General features: G+C 69.5%; 15 protein-coding genes. 2 read left to right on the top strand and 13 right to left on the bottom strand.

The genetic code is table 11. The annotated features are described in order from the left end of the window. Window positions 1-50: 50 nt before the first annotated feature. Complete coding sequence (locus EDF50_RS11360) at window positions 51-344, bottom strand: WXG100 family type VII secretion target (protein ID WP_123519631.1); 294 nt, start codon at window positions 342-344, stop codon at window positions 51-53. A 102-nt stretch (window positions 345-446) separates the two neighbouring features. Here EDF50_RS11360 and EDF50_RS11355 point away from each other — a divergent pair, with 102 nt between their 5' ends. Continuing rightward, the gene (locus EDF50_RS11355) at window positions 447-1274 is read left to right on the top strand and encodes an FHA domain-containing protein (protein WP_123519630.1); all 828 of its coding nucleotides are present in this window, start codon (window positions 447-449) and stop codon (window positions 1272-1274) included. Here the strand turns inward: EDF50_RS11355 and EDF50_RS11350 are convergent. Together EDF50_RS11350 and EDF50_RS11345 are read right to left on the bottom strand one after the other, a co-directional pair. Next, window positions 1271-3691, bottom strand: coding sequence for an ATP-dependent helicase (locus EDF50_RS11350; protein ID WP_123519629.1), 2421 nt, complete (start codon window positions 3689-3691; stop codon window positions 1271-1273). The genes EDF50_RS11355 and EDF50_RS11350 overlap by 4 nt on opposite strands. Before the next feature lie 80 nt (window positions 3692-3771). Continuing rightward, a complete protein-coding gene (locus EDF50_RS11345) occupies window positions 3772-4764 on the bottom strand; it encodes a glycerophosphodiester phosphodiesterase family protein (RefSeq protein WP_123519628.1) in 993 nt (330 codons plus the stop codon). A gap of 274 nt (window positions 4765-5038) precedes the next feature. Here EDF50_RS11345 and EDF50_RS11340 point away from each other — a divergent pair, with 274 nt between their 5' ends. Continuing rightward, complete coding sequence (locus EDF50_RS11340; RefSeq protein ID WP_123519627.1) at window positions 5039-5872, top strand: Bax inhibitor-1/YccA family protein; 834 nt, start codon at window positions 5039-5041, stop codon at window positions 5870-5872. A 343-nt stretch (window positions 5873-6215) separates the two neighbouring features. Here the strand turns inward: EDF50_RS11340 and guaA are convergent, their stop codons facing one another. The 10 genes from guaA to guaB all read right to left on the bottom strand — a co-directional run bounded on the left by guaA (window position 6216) and on the right by guaB (window position 17370). Next, entirely contained in the window at window positions 6216-7769 is a 1554-nt protein-coding gene (guaA, locus tag EDF50_RS11335) for a glutamine-hydrolyzing GMP synthase (RefSeq protein WP_199738763.1), read from the bottom strand. Between the two features lie 92 nt (window positions 7770-7861). Continuing rightward, the gene (locus EDF50_RS11330; protein ID WP_123519625.1) at window positions 7862-8302 is read right to left on the bottom strand and encodes a DUF3817 domain-containing protein; all 441 of its coding nucleotides are present in this window, start codon (window positions 8300-8302) and stop codon (window positions 7862-7864) included. An 89-nt stretch (window positions 8303-8391) separates the two neighbouring features. Next, window positions 8392-9243: an SURF1 family protein gene (locus EDF50_RS11325; protein ID WP_123519624.1), complete on the bottom strand. Its 852-nt coding sequence runs from the start codon at window positions 9241-9243 to the stop codon at window positions 8392-8394. 55 nt (window positions 9244-9298) lie between these two features. Beyond that, complete coding sequence (locus EDF50_RS11320; protein ID WP_123519623.1) at window positions 9299-10825, bottom strand: cation:proton antiporter; 1527 nt, start codon at window positions 10823-10825, stop codon at window positions 9299-9301. Window positions 10826-10829: 4 nt separating this feature from the next. Further along, window positions 10830-11360 (bottom strand): cation:proton antiporter regulatory subunit, encoded by a 531-nt coding sequence (locus EDF50_RS11315; protein ID WP_043595745.1) that lies wholly within the window; start codon window positions 11358-11360, stop codon window positions 10830-10832. A gap of 200 nt (window positions 11361-11560) precedes the next feature. Next, entirely contained in the window at window positions 11561-13420 is a 1860-nt protein-coding gene (locus EDF50_RS11310; protein WP_123519714.1) for a glycerol-3-phosphate dehydrogenase/oxidase, read from the bottom strand. Window positions 13421-13480: 60 nt separating this feature from the next. Beyond that, a complete protein-coding gene (locus EDF50_RS11305; protein WP_123519622.1) occupies window positions 13481-14602 on the bottom strand; it encodes a GuaB3 family IMP dehydrogenase-related protein in 1122 nt (373 codons plus the stop codon). A 9-nt stretch (window positions 14603-14611) separates the two neighbouring features. After that, window positions 14612-14959, bottom strand: coding sequence for a hypothetical protein (locus EDF50_RS11300; RefSeq protein WP_123519621.1), 348 nt, complete (start codon window positions 14957-14959; stop codon window positions 14612-14614). Continuing rightward, entirely contained in the window at window positions 14875-15648 is a 774-nt protein-coding gene (locus EDF50_RS11295) for a type IV toxin-antitoxin system AbiEi family antitoxin domain-containing protein (protein WP_123519620.1), read from the bottom strand. The genes EDF50_RS11300 and EDF50_RS11295 overlap by 85 nt, the downstream gene beginning before the upstream one ends. A gap of 219 nt (window positions 15649-15867) precedes the next feature. Continuing rightward, window positions 15868-17370 carry an IMP dehydrogenase gene (gene guaB, locus EDF50_RS11290; RefSeq protein ID WP_123519619.1) on the bottom strand — a complete coding sequence of 501 codons (1503 nt, stop codon included), beginning with the start codon at window positions 17368-17370 and terminating at the stop codon, window positions 15868-15870. Window positions 17371-17408: the final 38 nt, after the last annotated feature.

Here is a 17408-nt window from a genome sequence, read left to right as displayed (position 1 = left end):
CGCGTCGCGTCTCACCACGACCTGCCCCGGCCACCCTGTCATCCGGTCGATCAGCCCAGGCTGCTGGCGAGCTGTTGGTCGGCGCCTTCGAGAGTGCTGGCCGCGTTCTCGAGGAAGGCCGCCATGTTCTCGACCGCCGAAATCGTCTTCGACGCCCCGGTCGTGAACTCGGTGTACGTCGCGTCGAACGCCTTCGACGACTTGTCGGTCACGTAGCCCGAGCCGACGAGGTTGTCGATCTGCGACTTCATCTGACCCAGCTGGTCTTCGATCGCACGCTGCCCGTTGCGCAGCTGAGTGGCCTGCGTACGCAGGTCGTCGTAGGTGACGGTGACATTGGCCATGAGGTGATCCCTCTCGTTGGTGGTGCCGACCGGTCGGTCGGACCAGGCCAATATGTCACGCCTGATAGTTTGCGTGATGGTTCTCCACAGATCGGAGTCGACATGCGTCGCAAGAACGACAAGACCAGGAGGCGCGACCAACACCCGGCGTCGCCTCCGGTGATCACCGCCGAGACGATTCGCGAGCAACGCGCCGCAGGGCTGCTCTCGCGCGTCACCACCCTGCCCCTCCAGCCGCCCGCGCCCATCGTGACGCCTCCTCCCCCGCCGGCCCGCGCCTCCCCGGAGTTCGTCGTCGAGGATCACCGGAGCGGGCCGTGGCAGCTCGCCCCCCGCAGCTCTGAAAGCCCGGCGCCGTCCGCGGTCGCGCCCTTCGCGAGCCTTGCTGCCCCGACTCCCGAGGCGCCCCGGATGCCCGTCGCGCCCTCGACTCAGTCAGCCCCCGACGAGACGGTCGGCGGCGACGATGCCCCGGCGGCCCCCGACGTCGAGGCGACGACACTGCGCCCTCGGCACTACGGACTTCGCCTCCCGGACGAGAGCGTCGTCCCCGTCACGCGACGCGCGATCGTGGTCGGGCGTCGAACCGACCGCCCCCTGCCCCCACCGACCGATGCCGACGTCGTGGCGCTCGACGATGTCGGCCGATCACTGTCGCGCCACCACGTCTCGATCGTGATCGGTGCCGATGCAGCGGTCTGGGTCACGGATCTCGGGTCGGGCAACGGCACCACCCTCGTCTCGACCGCCGGCGAGACCACCGAACTCGAGGCGCACACCCCGACCCGCGTGCGGGCCGGATCGCTGCTGACGATCGGGGACCACGGCGTCACGGTCGTCCGGCGCCGGCCGGACCACGAGACGACTGACGCGACGGGGCCTCGGACCACACTGGGCGAGGGCACGGGAACGAACGCAACGGGGCGTTAGATCTTCTCGATCGGCGCGACCTTGATCAGCAGCTTCTTGCGACCGGCGCCGTCGAAGAGCACCTCGGCGATGCGGCGGGCGCCGATGCCGGTGACGGCCATGACGCGCCCCTCGCCGAAGTCGACGTGCGAGATGCGGTCGCCTGCCTCGAGCTCCATGTCGCCGTTGTCGCGCACGGTGCCCGTGACCCGGTTGGCCCACTCGGTCTTCGGCTTCGTCTTCGCCGCCGCCGTCGCCCGGTCGTAGCTGCCCGAACCGTAACCACCCGACGCCCGCGGCGTCGCACCCCGGTTGCCGTCGCCACCCTCGCGACGCGCGTTGAGCGCCCGCGGCTGCGTGCCGCCGCGACTGTTCGCCATGCCGGGCGACTGCTTCCAGTCGATCAGCTCGACCGGGATCTCTTGCAGGTACCGCGACGGCATCGCGACGTTCACCTCGCCGAACTGCGCCCGCGTCATCGCGAGCGACAAGAACAGCCGCTGGCGGGCGCGGGTGATGCCCACGTAGAACAGCCGCCGCTCTTCGGATGGGCCACCCGGCTCGCTGGCCGACATGCGGTGCGGCAACAGGTCTTCTTCGACACCGGTGAGGAACACCGCCTCGTACTCGAGCCCCTTGGCGGTGTGCAGCGTCATCAGCGACACCGTGCCGCTCGTGTCGTCGAGGTCGTCGGCTGCCGCGACCAGCGTGACCTCGGTGAGGAAGTCGAGCAGCGTGCCGTCGGGGTTGTTCTTCTGGAACTCTTTCGTCACGGCGACGAGCTCGTCGATGTTCTCGGCACGGGCCTCGTCCTGCGGGTCACGCGACGCGCGCAGCACCTCGACCAGGCCGCTGCCCGCGATCAGCGCCGACAGGATCTCGTGCACCGGCGCGGTCGCCGCCGTGGCCTGCACGTCGTCGAGCAGCTTCGCCAGACTTGTGATCGCACCGGTCACCTTCGGCCCGAGGCCGAGCTGGTCGGCGTTGCGCATCGCGTCACGCAGCGGCGCCTCGTTGGTGTCGGCCCAGCGCTGCATCGCGGTCTCGGTCGCCGGACCGATGCCGCGCTTGGGAACGTTCATGATGCGCCGCAGGGCCAACGGGTCGGCCGGGTTGGCGACGGTGATCAGGTACGCCATGGCGTCCTTGATCTCGGCACGCTCGTAGAACTTCGTGCCGCCGAGCACGCGGTACGGGATGGCCGAGCGGATGAAGATCTCTTCGAGCGCACGCGTCTGCGAGTTGGTGCGGTAGAAGACGGCCATGTCTTTGTAGTCGGTGCCGGACTCGTGCAGGGCCGCGATCTCGTCCGCGACGAACTGGGCCTCGTCGTGACCGGTGTAGCCGGTGAACCCGACGATCTTGCTACCGGCACCGACGGTGGTGAAGAGGTTCTTGGCCTGACGGTCGAAGTTGTTCGAGATGACCGCGTTGGCCGCGTCGAGGATGTTCTGCGTCGAGCGGTAGTTCTGCTCGAGCAGGATGACCTTCGAGTTCGGGAAGTCGCGCTCGAACTCGACGATGTTGCGGATGTCGGCACCACGGAACGCGTAGATCGACTGGTCGGAGTCGCCGACCACGGTGAGCGACGCCCCGGGGATGCCGCCGCTGCCGTCGCGCATCGACTGCACGAACTGGCCGCCGCGCTCGAGTTCGTCGACGAGGTCGGCCTGGACGGGCCGGGTCAGCTCGCGGATGAGCGAGTACTGCGCGTGGTTGGTGTCTTGGTACTCGTCGACCAGGATGTGCCGGAACCGGCGCTGGTACTGCGCCGCCACGTGCGGGAAGGCACGGAACAGGTAGACGGTCTGCGCGATGAGGTCGTCGAAGTCGAAGGCGTTGGCCCGCTGCAGCTCGCGGGTGTACTGCCGGAAGATCTCGAGGAACATGACCTCTTGCGGGTCGTTCATGTTGATCTGGCGCGAGTACGACTCGACGTCGCTGAGCTCGTTCTTGAGCTTCGAGATCTTGCCCGACGCCATGCTGACGGTGAGCCCGAGCTGGTCGGCGTCGAGCTCTTTCAGGATGCGCTTGAGCAGCGCCCGCGAGTCGGCGGAGTCGTAGATCGTGAAGCTCTTCGTGAAGCCGAACTGCTCGGCCTCTCGCCTCAAGATGCGCACGCACGCCGAGTGGAACGTGCTGATCCACATGCCCTCGCCGGCCTGGCCGACCAGGTGCGCCACACGTTCTCGCATCTCGGCCGCGGCCTTGTTGGTGAAGGTGATCGCGAGGATCTGGCTGGGCCACGCCTCGCGCGTCGCCAGCAGCCCGGCGATGCGACGGGTGAGCACGCTGGTCTTGCCCGAGCCGGCACCGGCCACGATCAGCAGCGACTGCCCGCGGTACTCGACCGCCTCTTTCTGCTGGGGGTTGAGACCGGCGGTCAGGGGGTCGCCGGAACCGCCGGCAGCGTCAGAGGGCTCGAGCACGATCGTCATGGCCCGTCGAGTCTAAGCGCGACCGCCGACATCGTGAGGGGGCGCAGGGCGACCACGGTCACGGGCGGCGTCGAGCGGGGTCAGCGGGACGCGAAGGCGACCCGCGCCTCCTCGGCGAGCTCGGGTTGGTCGGCGAAGACCCCGTCGACGCCGAGCGCCATGAGCGAGGTGAACTCGGCGCGCCAGTCGCCGAAGGCCGCCTTGCCACCGGGGCCGCGGTTGGCCTTGGCCAGGAACGCGTTCTCGGCCCGGAGCGTCCACGTGAAGACGTCGAGGCCGGCCGCATGCGCCCGGTCGACGACCCGGCCGTCGGTCACGCCCCGGGCGTCGACGAGCGTGTGCTTGTCGAGGCTGACGCCGTGCAGCCCCGCGTCGACGAACGACTCGAGCGACTCGGCATGCAGCTGGTCGCGATACCCCACGGAGGCGCGCCCCGCCGCAACGAGGTCGGCCGCCGTCCCGGCCTTCTCGAGCAGGTAGACGAGCCGGGCCCCGAGTCGCTGGTCGGCGAGCCGACCGAGCACGGTCTGCTCGAAGGACTCGATCGTCAGCCGCGGGTCGTCGACCCACCGCCGCTGCCGCAACTCGTCGGCGAGCAGCTCGCCGAGCGGCAGGCCGATGGAGTCGAAGTAGGTTGCGTGCTTGACCTCGGCCACGAGCCCGACCGGGCGATCGGCCGCGTCGAGCAGGTCGAGCAGGTCGCCCAGCCGCTGGATGCGCCCCTCGCCGTCGTGCGCCGCGCTCTCGGGCCGCAGCTCGGGCAGCCGTTCGCGGATGCGCAGGGTGCTGAGCTCGTCCCAGGTGAAGTCCTCGGTGAACCAGCCGGTGACCTGGGAGCCGTCGATGGTCTTGGTTGTGCGCCGGTGGCGGAACTCGTCGTGGTCGGCGACGTCGGTCGTGCCCGAGATCTCGTTCTCGTGCCGCAGGACGAGGACGCCGTCGCTCGACGCGACCAGATCGGGCTCGATGGCGTCCGCCCCGAGCTCGATCGCGAGGCGGTAGGCGTCTTCGCCGTGCTCGGGTCGGTGGCCGCTGGCGCCGCGGTGGGCGATGACGAGAGGCGAGGTGGACACCCGGCCACGCTAACCGGCGTCCCCGTGCCCGGCCCGAGCGGCCCGACGGCCTGTGGAGCACCGAGGAGGCGCGGGCCCCGGGGACGAGGCGTCCCGCCCACCGCAGACGCAAAAGACTGCACGCCATGCATGTTCGCCCTGCGAGAATGCGGCTCTCATCAGGCAGATCTTCAGCCATTCGTTGCACGGCCCGGTTAGCCTCGTGTGTACTGAACCGTCCTCGTGCATCTGCGTGGGCGCTCCATACATCGCTAGCGATCAGAAGAGGAACCCCTTGGCATTCTCGAATCCCGGCTTCAGTCAGTCGCCGGCCTTCTCGAAGAACGGCGGGCCCGTCATCCGTCAGCAGCAGGGCGCAGCCCAGCCGGTCGAGTACAACGGCATGACCGCCGAGCAGCTGCAGCAGCTCTACTCGCAGCCCGCCGCCGGCCCCACGCAGACCGACCGCATGACGTACGAAGACACGATCACGAAGACGCTGTTGGCGTTCGGTGTCGTGCTCGTCGGTGCAGCCATCGGTTGGTTCGTCCCGGCCCTCGCCTTCGTCGGGGCCATCGCGGGCTTCGTCCTGGCGCTCGTCAACATCTTCAAGAAGAAGCCCTCCCCCGGGCTCGTGCTGGCCTACTCGGCCGCGCAGGGTCTCTTCGTCGGTGGCATCTCGTCGATCTTCGAGAGCCGATGGGACGGCATCGTCACCCAGGCTCTCATCGGCACCGTGGCCGTGTTCGTCACCACCCTGCTGCTCTTCAAGAGCGGCAAGATCCGCGCGTCGGCCAAGGCCACCAAGGTCTTCATGATCGCGATGATCGGCTACGGCGTCTTCTCGCTGCTCAACCTCGGCCTGATGGTCTTCGGCGCCAACACCAACCCCTGGGGCCTTCGCGGCATGGAGATCGCGGGCATCCCCCTCGGTTTCATCCTGGGCATCCTCGTCGTGATCATGGCCGCATACTCGTTGGTCCTCGACTTCGACCAGGTCAAGACCGGTGTCGAGCGCGGCGCACCCCGCATCTACGCCTGGTCGGCGGCCTTCGGCATCGTCATGACCGTCATCTGGCTCTACGTGGAGATCCTGCGTATGCTCGCCATCCTGCGAGGCAGCGACTAGCCACCACGGCACCACCAGCACCACCCCGATGCGGGGCTCGTTCCGAGAGGGACGGGCCCCGCTTCCGTGTGTGGGCCGGCGGTCGAGTGGGCAGAAGATGTCGATGACGGGCGGATGAGGAGCATGTTCTGCCCACTGACGGAAGCACGACTGGCCAGGAACGACGGAGAGATCCAGGGACGACGAAACCCTCTCGGGCAGATGTCTGCCCGAGAGGGCTTCGCGTCACTGCGCTTCGCGGGAGGTCTCCCTCGCTCCACGTGCGCGGCTACTGGTGGGCACCGGGGTCGCAGGCTCCCCCGGAATGATCAGGCCTCGGCGCTCCGCGCCGAAAACGGCCTGATCATTCCCATTCGATCGTTCCCGGGGGCTTCGAGGTGACGTCGAGCACGACGCGGTTGACCCCGTCGACCTCGTTCGTGATGCGGTTCGAGATGCGGGCCAGCACGTCGTAGGGCAGACGCGTCCAGTCGGCGGTCATGGCGTCTTCGGACGACACCGGACGCAGCACGATCGGGTGGCCGTAGGTGCGACCGTCGCCCTGCACACCCACCGAACGGACGTCGGCGAGCAACACCACGGGGCACTGCCAGATCTCGTCGTCGAGGCCGGCCGCGGTCAGCTCGGCTCGCGCGATGGCGTCGGCCGCACGCAGCAGCTCGAGACGCTCGTGCGTGACCTCGCCCACGATGCGGATGCCGAGCCCCGGGCCGGGGAACGGCTGACGGCCGACGATGACCTCGGGCAGACCGAGTTCGCGACCGATCGCCCGCACCTCGTCTTTGAACAGGGTGCGCAGCGGCTCGACGAGTTCGAACTGCAGGTCTTCGGGCAGCCCGCCCACGTTGTGGTGGCTCTTGATGTTCGCCGTGCCCGTGCCGCCACCGCTCTCGACGACGTCGGGGTAGAGCGTGCCCTGCACGAGGAACTTCACGGCCGAGTCGCCCTCGGCCGCGGCCTCGAGCACCAGCGCCTCGGCGGCGGCCTCGAAGCTGCGGATGAACTCACGGCCGATGATCTTGCGCTTCTGCTCGGGATCGGTGACCCCGGCGAGGGCGTCGAGGAACTGCTGCTCGGCGTCGATCGTGACGAGACGCACACCGGTCGAGGCGACGTAGTCCTCTTCGACCTGACGACGCTCGTCGGCACGCAGCAGACCGTGGTCGACGAAGACGCAGGTCAGCTGGTCGCCGACGGCCTCGTGCACGATCGCGGCCGCGACGGCCGAGTCGACACCGCCCGAGAGGCCGCAGATGACGCGGGCGTCACCGACCTGCTCACGGATGCGGGCGACCTGCTCGGCGATGACGTTGCCGCTGTTCCAGTCGGCGGGGATGCCGGCGGCACGGTGCAGGAAGTTCTCGAGCACGGCCTGGCCGTACGACGAGTGCTTGACCTCGGGGTGCCACTGCACCCCGTAGAGCTTGCGCGCGTCGCTCGAGAACGCGGCGACGGGGGTCGAGGCGCTCGAGGCCAGCACGTCGAAGCCCTCGGGTGCCTTCGACACCGAGTCACCGTGGCTCATCCACGTCGTCTGCGAGGTCGGCTGACCCGACAGCAACGTGCTGTCGCCCTCGGCGAGCGTCACGTCGGTGGCGCCGTACTCGCGCTGGCCGGTCTGAGAGACCTCGCCGCCGAGCGCCTTGGCCATCGCCTGGAAGCCGTAGCAGATGCCCAGCACGGGGATGTCGAGGTCGAAGATGCCCGCGTCGATGCTCGGCGCGCCTTCTTCGTAGACGCTCGACGGCCCGCCGCTGAGCACGATGCCCACGGGGTTCTTCTCGGCGATCTCGGCCGCGGTGATCGTGTGCGGCACGATCTCGCTGTAGACGTTGGCCTCGCGCACGCGGCGGGCGATCAGCTGCGCGTACTGCGCGCCGAAGTCGACCACGAGCACGGGGCTCTGCGCCGTCTCGGGGGCACGCTCGGCCGGTGCGGGTGCCGTGGCGGCGGTCGTCGCCGACGCCTCGGCGGTCTCGGGTGCGTCGGTCACGCGGGGGCTCCCTCGGTCGTGGGGGTGGTCTCGGCGGTCAGCGCGTCGTACTGCCGCGTCGCGAGCTTGGTCATGTGGCTCTCGACGAAGAACGAGAGCAGGGGCACGACACCGCCGAGCGCGATGAGGAAGAACCGCGAGAACGGCCACCTCATGAGGCTCCAGAGGCGGAAGTCGGCGAAGAGGTAGACGACGTACAACCAACCGTGCGCGATGAGGATCGCGGTCGACAGGTTGAAGCCGGTGGTCGAGTCGACCGGGACGAGGAACCCGCCCTGGCCGCCGAGCTGCATCTCGAGCTGCAGCGGCGTGTACTTGAACACCATCTCGAAGATGAGCAGCAACAGCATCACGCCGGTGACGTACGCCGAGATCTTGTAGAACTTGACGGCACCCGGGATCTTCGGGATGTCGCGTTGCCGGGGCTTCAAAGGCATGGGCACGATTCTAGCCGCGCCCGCCGACGCGCCAGGACGGCGCCTGTCGACGTCGAACGACGCCCGTCACCGGTCGCCGCGAGAGGCGGTCAGGAGGCGCGGGTCGGCTGGGTCGCGCCGCGCGCCTCCGCCTCGGCCCGCGCCTCCTCGGCTTCTTCGTGCTCGCGTTCGAACGCGTCGCGCACGAGCCGGAACCAGAGGAAGACGGCGAAGCCGGCGAAGACGACCCACTCGATCGCGTAGAAGACGTTGAGCCAGTTGAACTGGACGTCGGAGGCCGGTGGGGCGGAGTCGATGTCGCTCAGCGAGGAGGGCGCGACGTCGGAGACGACGTAGCCGCCGTAGACCTGGCCGTCGAAGCCGGGCCACTCGTTGATGAGGGCGGCCACCGAGACGACGGTCTGGGCGCCGCTCTCGAAGTCGCTCTCGGTCGGCGACTCGGACGGGAAGTACCGCCCCTCGACCGTGACGGTCGACGTCGCGGCCACCGAGGGCTCGGCCGCCTCGGCCCCCTCACGGGTCGCGGACCAGCCGAGCCCCACGGGCAGCGAGGCGCCGTTGGCGTCGTCGACGAAGCGGCCGATCAGCCAGTAGCCGGTCTCGCCGCCGTTGACCCGGTCGCCGATGACGGCGAAGTCGTCGGGGTCGAACTCACCGGTGACCGACACCCGCTGGGCGCCGAGCGAGTCGGCGAACGGGGTCTGCGGTGTGGCCACGGAGGACAGCACCTTGGTGGTCTCGGTCTCGGGGTTGACGACCTGCACGCTCTCGACGCTGCGCTCGATCTGCCAGTGGCCGAGCCAGGCGAAGATCGCCGCCACCACGAGGGCGAGGCCGAGCAGGGCGATCCACCGGGGGCGACGGGCGACGTGCCACATGGTCGCGGGCAGCGGCTCGCCGTCGACGCCGAGGAGGGCGGGGCGCTGCTCGGTCTGGGTCACGCAGGCGATCGTACCTCTCGACGTCGACGAGCCCGCTGGGACGTCGACGCGCGGGTCAGTATTCGGGATCTCGCTGGCGGGCGGCCCGCTGGTCGCTCTGCTGACCGGCCTGCTCGGCCCAGAGCCGGGCCTCGCCGGCGTCCATCGCGTCGAGGTCGTCCAGGTCGTCGTCGCCGTCGTCCCCGTCGCCGTCGCCGTCGCCGTCGGCAGCACGCCGCGACGCTTCGCCACGCCCCGCGGCGGCCCGTGCCGCGCCGGCCCGGACCCGCTCGGTCTCGCGCTCGTCGTCGTCCTCGGTGACCTCGGACTGGTCGAGGTCGTCGCCGGCGAGCGCGGCCTCCATCAGGGCGATCTCGTCACCGCTGCGCGCCTCGCGTTCGAGGCGACGGCTCTCGGCCTCGGCGCGCTCGGCCTTCTTGCGCGACCGCAGCACGACCGAACCGATGCGCTCGCTGTTCGCCGCGAGCACCGGGCCGAGCACCGCCATGATCAGCACGTACAGACCGGCGAAGGGCTGCAACCGCTCGTCGAGCCCGGCGCCGGCGGACAGCGTCGCCAGGATGAGCGCGAACTCGCCCCGGTTGACCAGGATCACCGTCGTGTTGATGCCCGCCTGCGGCCCCAGCTTGTTGAGCCACGCCACGAACTGCCCCGCACCGACGTTCAGCAGCACCGTCATGCCGACGGCGATGGCCACGGGCCCGAGCACGCTCGGGAAGAGCGCCGGGTTGAGCCCGAGACCGAAGTTGAGGAAGAAGAACGCCCCGAAGACGTCGCGCATGGGCAGGGCGAACTGCTCGACCCGGTTGCGGAACTTCGTCGCCCCGATGATGAGGCCGATGAGGAAGGCGCCGATCGCGTCGGTCACGCCGAGCACCTCGCCGAGACCGGCGAAGAGCACGGCCAGGCCGAAGAAGAGCACGGTGAAGAGTTCGTCGTCGCGGGTGCGCATGAGCTTCGACACGACGCGACCGCCCCATCGCGCGACGCCGAACATCACGACGAGGAACGCGAAGGCGATGCCGAGCTTGAGGATCACCGGCCCGGGGTCGGTCTCGCCGCTGAGCACGACCGAGACGATCGCGAGGTAGATGGCGATGAAGATGTCTTCGACGACCGTCACACCGAGGATCATCGGCGTCTCGCGATTGGCCAGCCGGTTGAGCTCGATCAGCAGCTTGGTGACGATCGCACTCGACGACGTCGCCGTCATACCGGCGATGATCAACGCCTCGCGCGTGCCCCAGCCGAGCATGAAGCCGAAGATCAGGCCGACGCCCATGTTGATGGCGATGTAGCTGCCGCCCGAGACGATCAACCGCCCCGCGTTCGAGAAGAACTCGTCTTGATCGAACTCGAGACCGAGGTTGAACAGCAACAGGATCAACCCGAAGATCGCGATCAGCTCGATGTTGTCGGACTCGAAGCTGAGCGGGAACCACCCCGTGTTCGTGCTGGCGAGCAGGCCGACGATCATGTAGATCGGGATCGACGGCAGCCCGATCAGCTTGCCGGCGCGACCGAGCACGTAGGCGATCAGCAGCAGGATGCCGAGGACGATCAGCTCTTCACCCAGGTGCATCGGCCTAGCCCCCGGGCGGCGCGTCGACCGGCGAGCGGTGCTTGAGCTCGCCCGTGCGGTAGAACGAGAACGCCTTGGCGACCTTCTCGGGCGAACCGGCCACGACGAGCGTGTCGCCGGGGAACACCTTGAAGTCACCCGACGGGGCGGGGTTGGCCGCGTCGCCGCGGACGACCGCGACGACCGTCAGGCCGACGACCCCCTTGGCGCCGAGGTCGCCGAGCGGCTGCCCCGCGATGTGGTCGTCGTAGTCGACCGTGAACCAGTCGATGCTGAGGCCGGGGATCTGGTCGAGCGCCGAGAGCGACTCGGTGATGCGGGTGCCGCCGAGCAGTTCGGCGAGGGTGTGGGCCTCGTCTTCGCTCAGGCGCAACGAGACCTTCTTGACGTGGTCGCCGTCGACGTCGTCGCTGAACGTGATGAGGTCGCTGTGACCCGAGCGGTGCGTGATGACACCGCACTTGCCGCCGTCGTCGGTGATGAAGGTGTGCAGCACACCCACGCCGGGGAGCTTGACTCGACGCACGTCAACCATGGTTCGTCTCCAGTGGACTCGGGGGCAGTCGTCTCAGCCTAGCGGCGGGTTCGGCCGCGGCAGCCGGGCTGCTCGTGCTGGGGACAACCCGCCACCGTCCACAGGTGTTCCCACGTTCTCGGACGGCGGACGCAGAGGAGGCGCGGTGCCGAGAATCCGGCACCGCGCCTCCTGCAGGCGGTCGCGCGAGCGACCCGGGGTCAGCCCTGGCGACCCCCGGGCGTACCCGCCGAGGTCTCGTCGCCCGGCGTGCCCGCGGGCTCGGTGACCTTCTCACCCGGCTTGGGAGCGCCTCCTTGGTCGGCGCCGGCGACGACCATGTCGTCCTCGTCGAAGCCGAAGGTGATGTCGGGCGCCTCGAGGCGGACGCGGTCGGCCGACTCGTCGTCGGGCTCGAGCTGGCTCGCCCGCTCGGCCGCGACGCGCTTCAGGTAGTTCGCGACCTCGGCCTCGGCCTCGTCGTCGCTCCAGCCGAGCACGCCGGCCATCAGCTTGGCCGCGACGGGAGCGGCGGACTCGCCTCGGTCCCAGGCCTCGATCGAGATGCGGGTGCGGCGCGCCAGGACGTCCTCGAGGTGCAGGGCGCTCTCGTGGCTCGCGGCGTACACGACCTCGGCCCGGATGTAGTCGTCGGCACCGGGCAGCGGCTCGGCGAGCGAAGGGTCGTCGCGGATGAGGTCGAGGATCTCGTCCGTCGTGGTGCCGTACCGGTTGAGCAGGTGCTCGATGCGCACCTTGTGCACGCCGAAGGCCTTGGCGATCTTGCCGCGCTTGTTCCACGCGGCGTGGTAGCCCTCGGCACCGATCAGCGGGATCTCCATCGTCGTGCTCGACGGGATGCGACCGTCGAGGGCCGCGACGGCCTCGTCGATGGCGTCCTCGGCCATGACCCGGTAGGTCGTCCACTTGCCGCCGGCCACGACGACGAGGCCCGGCACGGTGTGGGCGACGATGTGCTCACGCGACAACTTCGACGTCTGGTCGGACTCGCCCGCCAGCAGCGGGCGCAGACCGGCGTAGACGCCCTCGACGTCGGCCCGGGTGAGCGGCACGGCCATGACCTTGTTGACGTGCTCGAGGATGTAGTCGATGTCGGCCGCCGTCGCCGCGGGGTGGGCCTTGTCGAGGTCCCAGTCGGTGTCGGTCGTACCGACGAGCCAGTGGCGTCCCCACGGGATGACGAACAGGACGCTCTTCTCGGTACGGAAGATCATGCCCATGTCGGAGTGGATGCGGTCGCGCGGAACCACGAGGTGCACGCCCTTCGACGCCCGAACCTTGAACTGGCCCCGCTCGCCGACCATCGCCTGCGTGTCGTCGGTCCAGACGCCGGTCGCGTTGACGACCTGCTTGGCGCGGATCTCGAAGTGCTCGCCGGTCTGGTAGTCGTGCGCCTTCACGCCGACGACCCGCTCGCCGACCTTGACGAACCCCTCGACCCGGATGCGGCTCGCGGCGTGGGCACCGTAGCTCGACGCCGTGCGCACGAGCGACGAGACGTAGCGGGCGTCGTCGACCTGGGCGTCGTAGTACGTGAGACCGCCGACGACGGCGTCCTTCGACAGGCTCGGGATCGCACGCAGCACCTGCGTCTTGCTGAGGTGACGGTGGTGGGGCACGCCGGGCGGGCGGCCTCCGGTCCAGCTGAAGATGTCGTAGAGGGCCATGCCGGCCCCGATGTAGAACCGCTCGTAGACGGGCTTGCTCAGCGGGTAGAGGAATCGCACGGGTTTGACCAGGTGCGGCGCGAGACGCTGCAGCAGCAGGCCACGTTCGATCAACGCCTCGCGGACGAGCCGGAAGTTCAACTGCTCGAGGTACCGGATGCCCCCGTGCACGAGTTTGGACGAACGGCTCGACGTGCCCGAGCCCCAGTCACGGGCCTCGACGATGCCGACGCTCAGGCCGCGGGTCACGGCGTCGAGCGCGGAACCCGCACCGACGATGCCACCCCCGATCACGAGGATGTCGAGTTCTTTCGTCTTCAACGCCTCGACGGCTGCGGCCCGTTCGTCGGGGCCGAGCTTCGTCGAGAGCGAAACGGACGCGGACTTGGCCATGCGAGCCTCCATCGTTGGATTCGGTGGCCCGGCCTCTCGACCGGACCACCCCATCAAACGCTAGTGAGGCTGGTAGGGGGCCACAACCACTTCGACCCGCTGGAACTCTTTGAGGTCGCTGTAGCCCGTGGTCGCCATCGAACGTCGCAGCGCGCCCATGATGTTCGACGTGCCGTCGACCGTCGTGGCCGGGCCGTAGAGGATCGTCTCGAGCGAGCCGATCGTGCCGACCTGCATGCGTCGGCCGCGGGGAAGCTCGGGGTGGTGCGCCTCGGCACCCCAGTGGTAGCCGCCGCCGGGAACGTCGTCGGCCCGGGCCAGCGCGGCACCGAGCATGACGGCGTCCGCGCCGCAGGCGATGGCCTTGACCAGGTCGCCCGAGGTGCCGAGGCCCCCGTCGGCGATGACGTGCACGTAGCGCCCGCCCGACTCGTCGAGGTAGTCGCGGCGCGCGCCGGCGACGTCGGCCACGGCGCTCGCCATCGGCGCGTGGATGCCCAAGGAGGCGCGGGTCGTGCTCGCGGCGCCGCCCCCGAACCCGACGAGGACGCCCGCGGCACCGGTGCGCATCAGGTGCAGCGCCGCCGTGTAGGTCGAGGCTCCACCGACGATGACGGGGACGTCGAGCTCGTAGATGAACTTCTTGAGGTTGAGCGGTTCGCTGCTCTTCGAGACGTGCTCGGCGCTGACCGTCGTGCCCCGGATGACGAAGAGGTCGACACCGGCGTCGACGACCGTCTGGTACAGGTCTTGGGTGCGTTGCGGGCTGAGGGCGCCGGCGACGGTGACCCCCGCCGCACGGATCTCGGCGAGACGGTCGCGCACGAGCTCGGGCTTGATCGGCTCGCTGTAGATCTCTTGCATGCGGGCGACCGAGTCCTCTTCGGGCAGCTCACGGATCTCGGCGAGCACCTGCTCGGGGTCGTCGTACCGCGTCCAGACGCCTTCGAGGTCGAGGACGCCGAGGCCGCCGAGCTGGCCGATGCGGATGGCCGTGGCCGGGCTGACCACCGAGTCCATGGGTGCGGCGATGACCGGCGACTCGAACTGGAACGCATCGATCGACCAGCCGACCGAGACGTCGCGCGGGTCGCGCGTACGCCTGCTCGGAACGATGGCGATGTCGTCGAACGCGTACGCGCGGCGGGCTCGCTTGGAGACGCCGATCTCTACCTCAGTCACCGTGCCACCCTACCGGGCGGGCCCGCCGGGCGCGGGAACGGGCGACTTCGTGGTGGACGGTCGTTCGTTCTCGACCGTCGACGACGAAGTCGCCCGCCTTGGCGACCTGGCCGGCACGACGCCGGCGCGAGCGAGCACAGGACCGAGGCGGCGCACGTCGAGAGCGACGTTCCAGCCCCAGCGAGCGAAACCTCGCACCTCGGGCAGAGCCCTGATGTCGTCCTCGCGGTCTTTCTCGTCCATCAGCACCTGGGCCGTCGTGCGACCGGCCATCATCTCGGGATCGGTGTACTTGATGCGCCCGTCGGACTCGCCGACCGCCCCGAACCCGGGCCACCAGTTGTCGACGATCGCCACTCGCCGCCCCGTCTCGTCGAACAGCGGATGCTGCAGGACGGGATCGGGCAGGCCGAGCAGCCGGAACCCCACACGGCTGACGGACTCGAGAGCCGATCGGCGAGCGGAGTCGCGAACTCGAGCACAGCGGCCACCTTCTTCGACCCGCGGCCGGTGCCCCTGCGAGCGAACTCTGCCGTGAGCGCCTCGAGCGTGACCGCCCCCTGGTGCAGAGCGTGGTCGGTCATCACGACGGCCCGGACGAACGGCTCGGTCAGGCAGACGTCGACGAGGGTCGCGTCGAGGGGTGTCACGTGCACGTCGTCGAGGAGGAGCGCGTCGGGGCGGTCGTGGTCGTCGCGCGCGTGCTTGGCGAACCCGTGTTCGTGACGACTTCCGCCGGCGGGCGGAACGAGGACGTGCACCCAGCGAGGCGGAGCCCCCACCAACGGCAGACCATGAAGCACGGCGGCCGAGACGTGGCTGACGAGCACCTGCGTCCGGCACGAGGCGGCGGCCGCGACGACGGTGAGTCGGTACCGCCCCTCGACCCCCAGAGCGGCCCAACGACCCGCGTCGACGTAGGCGCCTCGGCGCACGCGGACCAGTTCGCCGCGGCGGCACGCGTCGCGCAGCCGCGCGTCGTCGAGCCCGAGAGCCGCCAGGTCGCGACTCAGGACGAGATCAGGGTGACGAGCAGTGATGAGCACGACACCAGGCTGCCGGTCGGGTACCTAGCCACGAGACCGTCGGCAGCCACCTGTGGATGCCGACCCGCGCCTCCTTGACGGGGACGAGTGGTGCCGCGGCTGGAGGCACGACTCGGCGATCGGCGCCGTACACCACAGAAAGCGGGCGAGTTCGTGGCGACCGGGCGTCCAAGGACGACCGTGTGCGACGAACTCGCCCGCTTCGGGGACGGCTGCGACCTACCGGCGGTAGTTGGGCGCCTCGACGACCATCTGCAGGTCGTGCGGGTGGCTCTCTTTCAGGCCGGCCGCGGTGATGCGGACGAACTTGCCGTTGGCCTTGAGCTCGGAGACGGTGCGGCCGCCGACGTAGAACATCGACTGACGGAGGCCACCACTGAGCTGGTAGACCACGTTGTTCAAGGCACCGCGGTAGGGGACCTGACCCTCGACGCCCTCGGGGATGAGCTTGTCGTCGCTGGGGACGTCGGCCTGGAAGTAGCGGTCTTTCGAGTAGGACGTGTTCTTGCCGCGCGTCTGCATCGCACCGAGCGAGCCCATGCCGCGGTAGTTCTTGAACTGCTTGCCGCCCACGAAGACCAGGTCGCCCGGGCTCTCGTCGCAGCCGGCGAGCAGCGAGCCCAGCATGACCGTGTCGGCACCGGCCACCAGGGCCTTGGCGATGTCGCCCGAGTACTGCAGACCCCCGTCGGCGATGACCGGCACGCCCGCCTCGCGCGCCGCCAGCGACGCCTCGTAGACCGCGGTGACCTGGGGCACGCCCACGCCCGCGACGACGCGGGTGGTGCAGATCGAGCCCGGGCCCACGCCGACCTTGATGGCGTCGGCCCCGGCGTCGACGAGGGCCTGCGCGCCGCTGCGGGTGGCGACGTTGCCACCGATCACGTCGACGTGCGCGAAGCTCGCGTCGGCCTTGATGCGGCGGATCATGTCGAGCTCGCCCGAGCTCTCGCCGTTGGCGGTGTCGACGACCAGGACGTCGACACCGGCGTCACGCAGGGCGCAGGCGCGCTCCCACGCGTCGCCGAAGAAGCCGATCGCGGCGCCGACCCGCAGGCGACCCTCGTCGTCCTTCGTGGCGTCGGGGTACTTCTCGCTCTTGTCGAAGTCCTTGACGGTGATGAGGCCGCGCAGGTGGCCGGCCTCGTCGACCAGGGGCAGCTTCTCGATCTTGTGCTGCGCGAAGATCGCGATCGCGGAGTCGGGGTCGACGCCCTCGGGGGCGGTGATCAGCGGCGCCTTGGTCATGACGTCGCGGACGAGCGTCGTCGACATCTCGAACGGCGAGACGAAGCGCATGTCGCGGTTGGTGATGATGCCCACGAGCGTGCCGTCGTCCTCGACGACCGGCAGACCCGAGACGCGGAACTGCCCGCACAGGGCGTCGACCTCGGCCACCGTGGCGTCGGGCGTCGTCGTGACGGGGTTGGTGATCATGCCCGACTCGCTGCGCTTGACCTTGTCGACGTGCGCGGCCTGATCGGCGATCGAGAGGTTGCGGTGGATGATGCCGATGCCGCCCTGGCGCGCCATGGCGATGGCCATGCGCGACTCGGTGACGGTGTCCATCGCGGCCGAGAGCAGCGGCACCGCGACCCGGATGCGCTTGGTGAGCTGCGACGAGGTGTCGGTCTCGCTGGGGATGACGTCGGTGCGGCCCGGAAGCAGCATGACGTCGTCGTAGGTGAGTCCGATGAATCCGAACGGGTCCGGCTGGTCCATGAGTCCCCTTCGAAGGAGCGAGATGAGGGTGGGTGGGT

Origin of the sequence: Frigoribacterium sp. PhB24 (assembly GCF_003755185.1) — a bacterium.
GTDB lineage: Bacteria > Actinomycetota > Actinomycetes > Actinomycetales > Microbacteriaceae > Frigoribacterium.
The sequence above is the reverse complement of the archived record's forward strand: the minus strand, read 5'-3'. Positions and strand labels throughout refer to the sequence as shown.

What these genes read in the sequence shown, in the direction of transcription:
- EDF50_RS11310 (WP_123519714.1), bottom strand. Translation starts at nt 13,420, where the DNA reads ATGGCCAAGTCCGCGTCCGTTTCGCTCTCGACGAAGCTCGGCCCCGAC.
- guaB (WP_123519619.1), bottom strand. Translation starts at nt 17,370, where the DNA reads ATGGACCAGCCGGACCCGTTCGGATTCATCGGACTCACCTACGACGAC.
- EDF50_RS11320 (WP_123519623.1), bottom strand. Translation starts at nt 10,825, where the DNA reads ATGCACCTGGGTGAAGAGCTGATCGTCCTCGGCATCCTGCTGCTGATC.
- EDF50_RS11355 (WP_123519630.1), top strand. Translation starts at nt 447, where the DNA reads ATGCGTCGCAAGAACGACAAGACCAGGAGGCGCGACCAACACCCGGCG.
- EDF50_RS11360 (WP_123519631.1), bottom strand. Translation starts at nt 344, where the DNA reads ATGGCCAATGTCACCGTCACCTACGACGACCTGCGTACGCAGGCCACT.
- EDF50_RS11330 (WP_123519625.1), bottom strand. Translation starts at nt 8,302, where the DNA reads ATGCCTTTGAAGCCCCGGCAACGCGACATCCCGAAGATCCCGGGTGCC.
- EDF50_RS11350 (WP_123519629.1), bottom strand. Translation starts at nt 3,691, where the DNA reads ATGACGATCGTGCTCGAGCCCTCTGACGCTGCCGGCGGTTCCGGCGAC.
- EDF50_RS11315 (WP_043595745.1), bottom strand. Translation starts at nt 11,360, where the DNA reads ATGGTTGACGTGCGTCGAGTCAAGCTCCCCGGCGTGGGTGTGCTGCAC.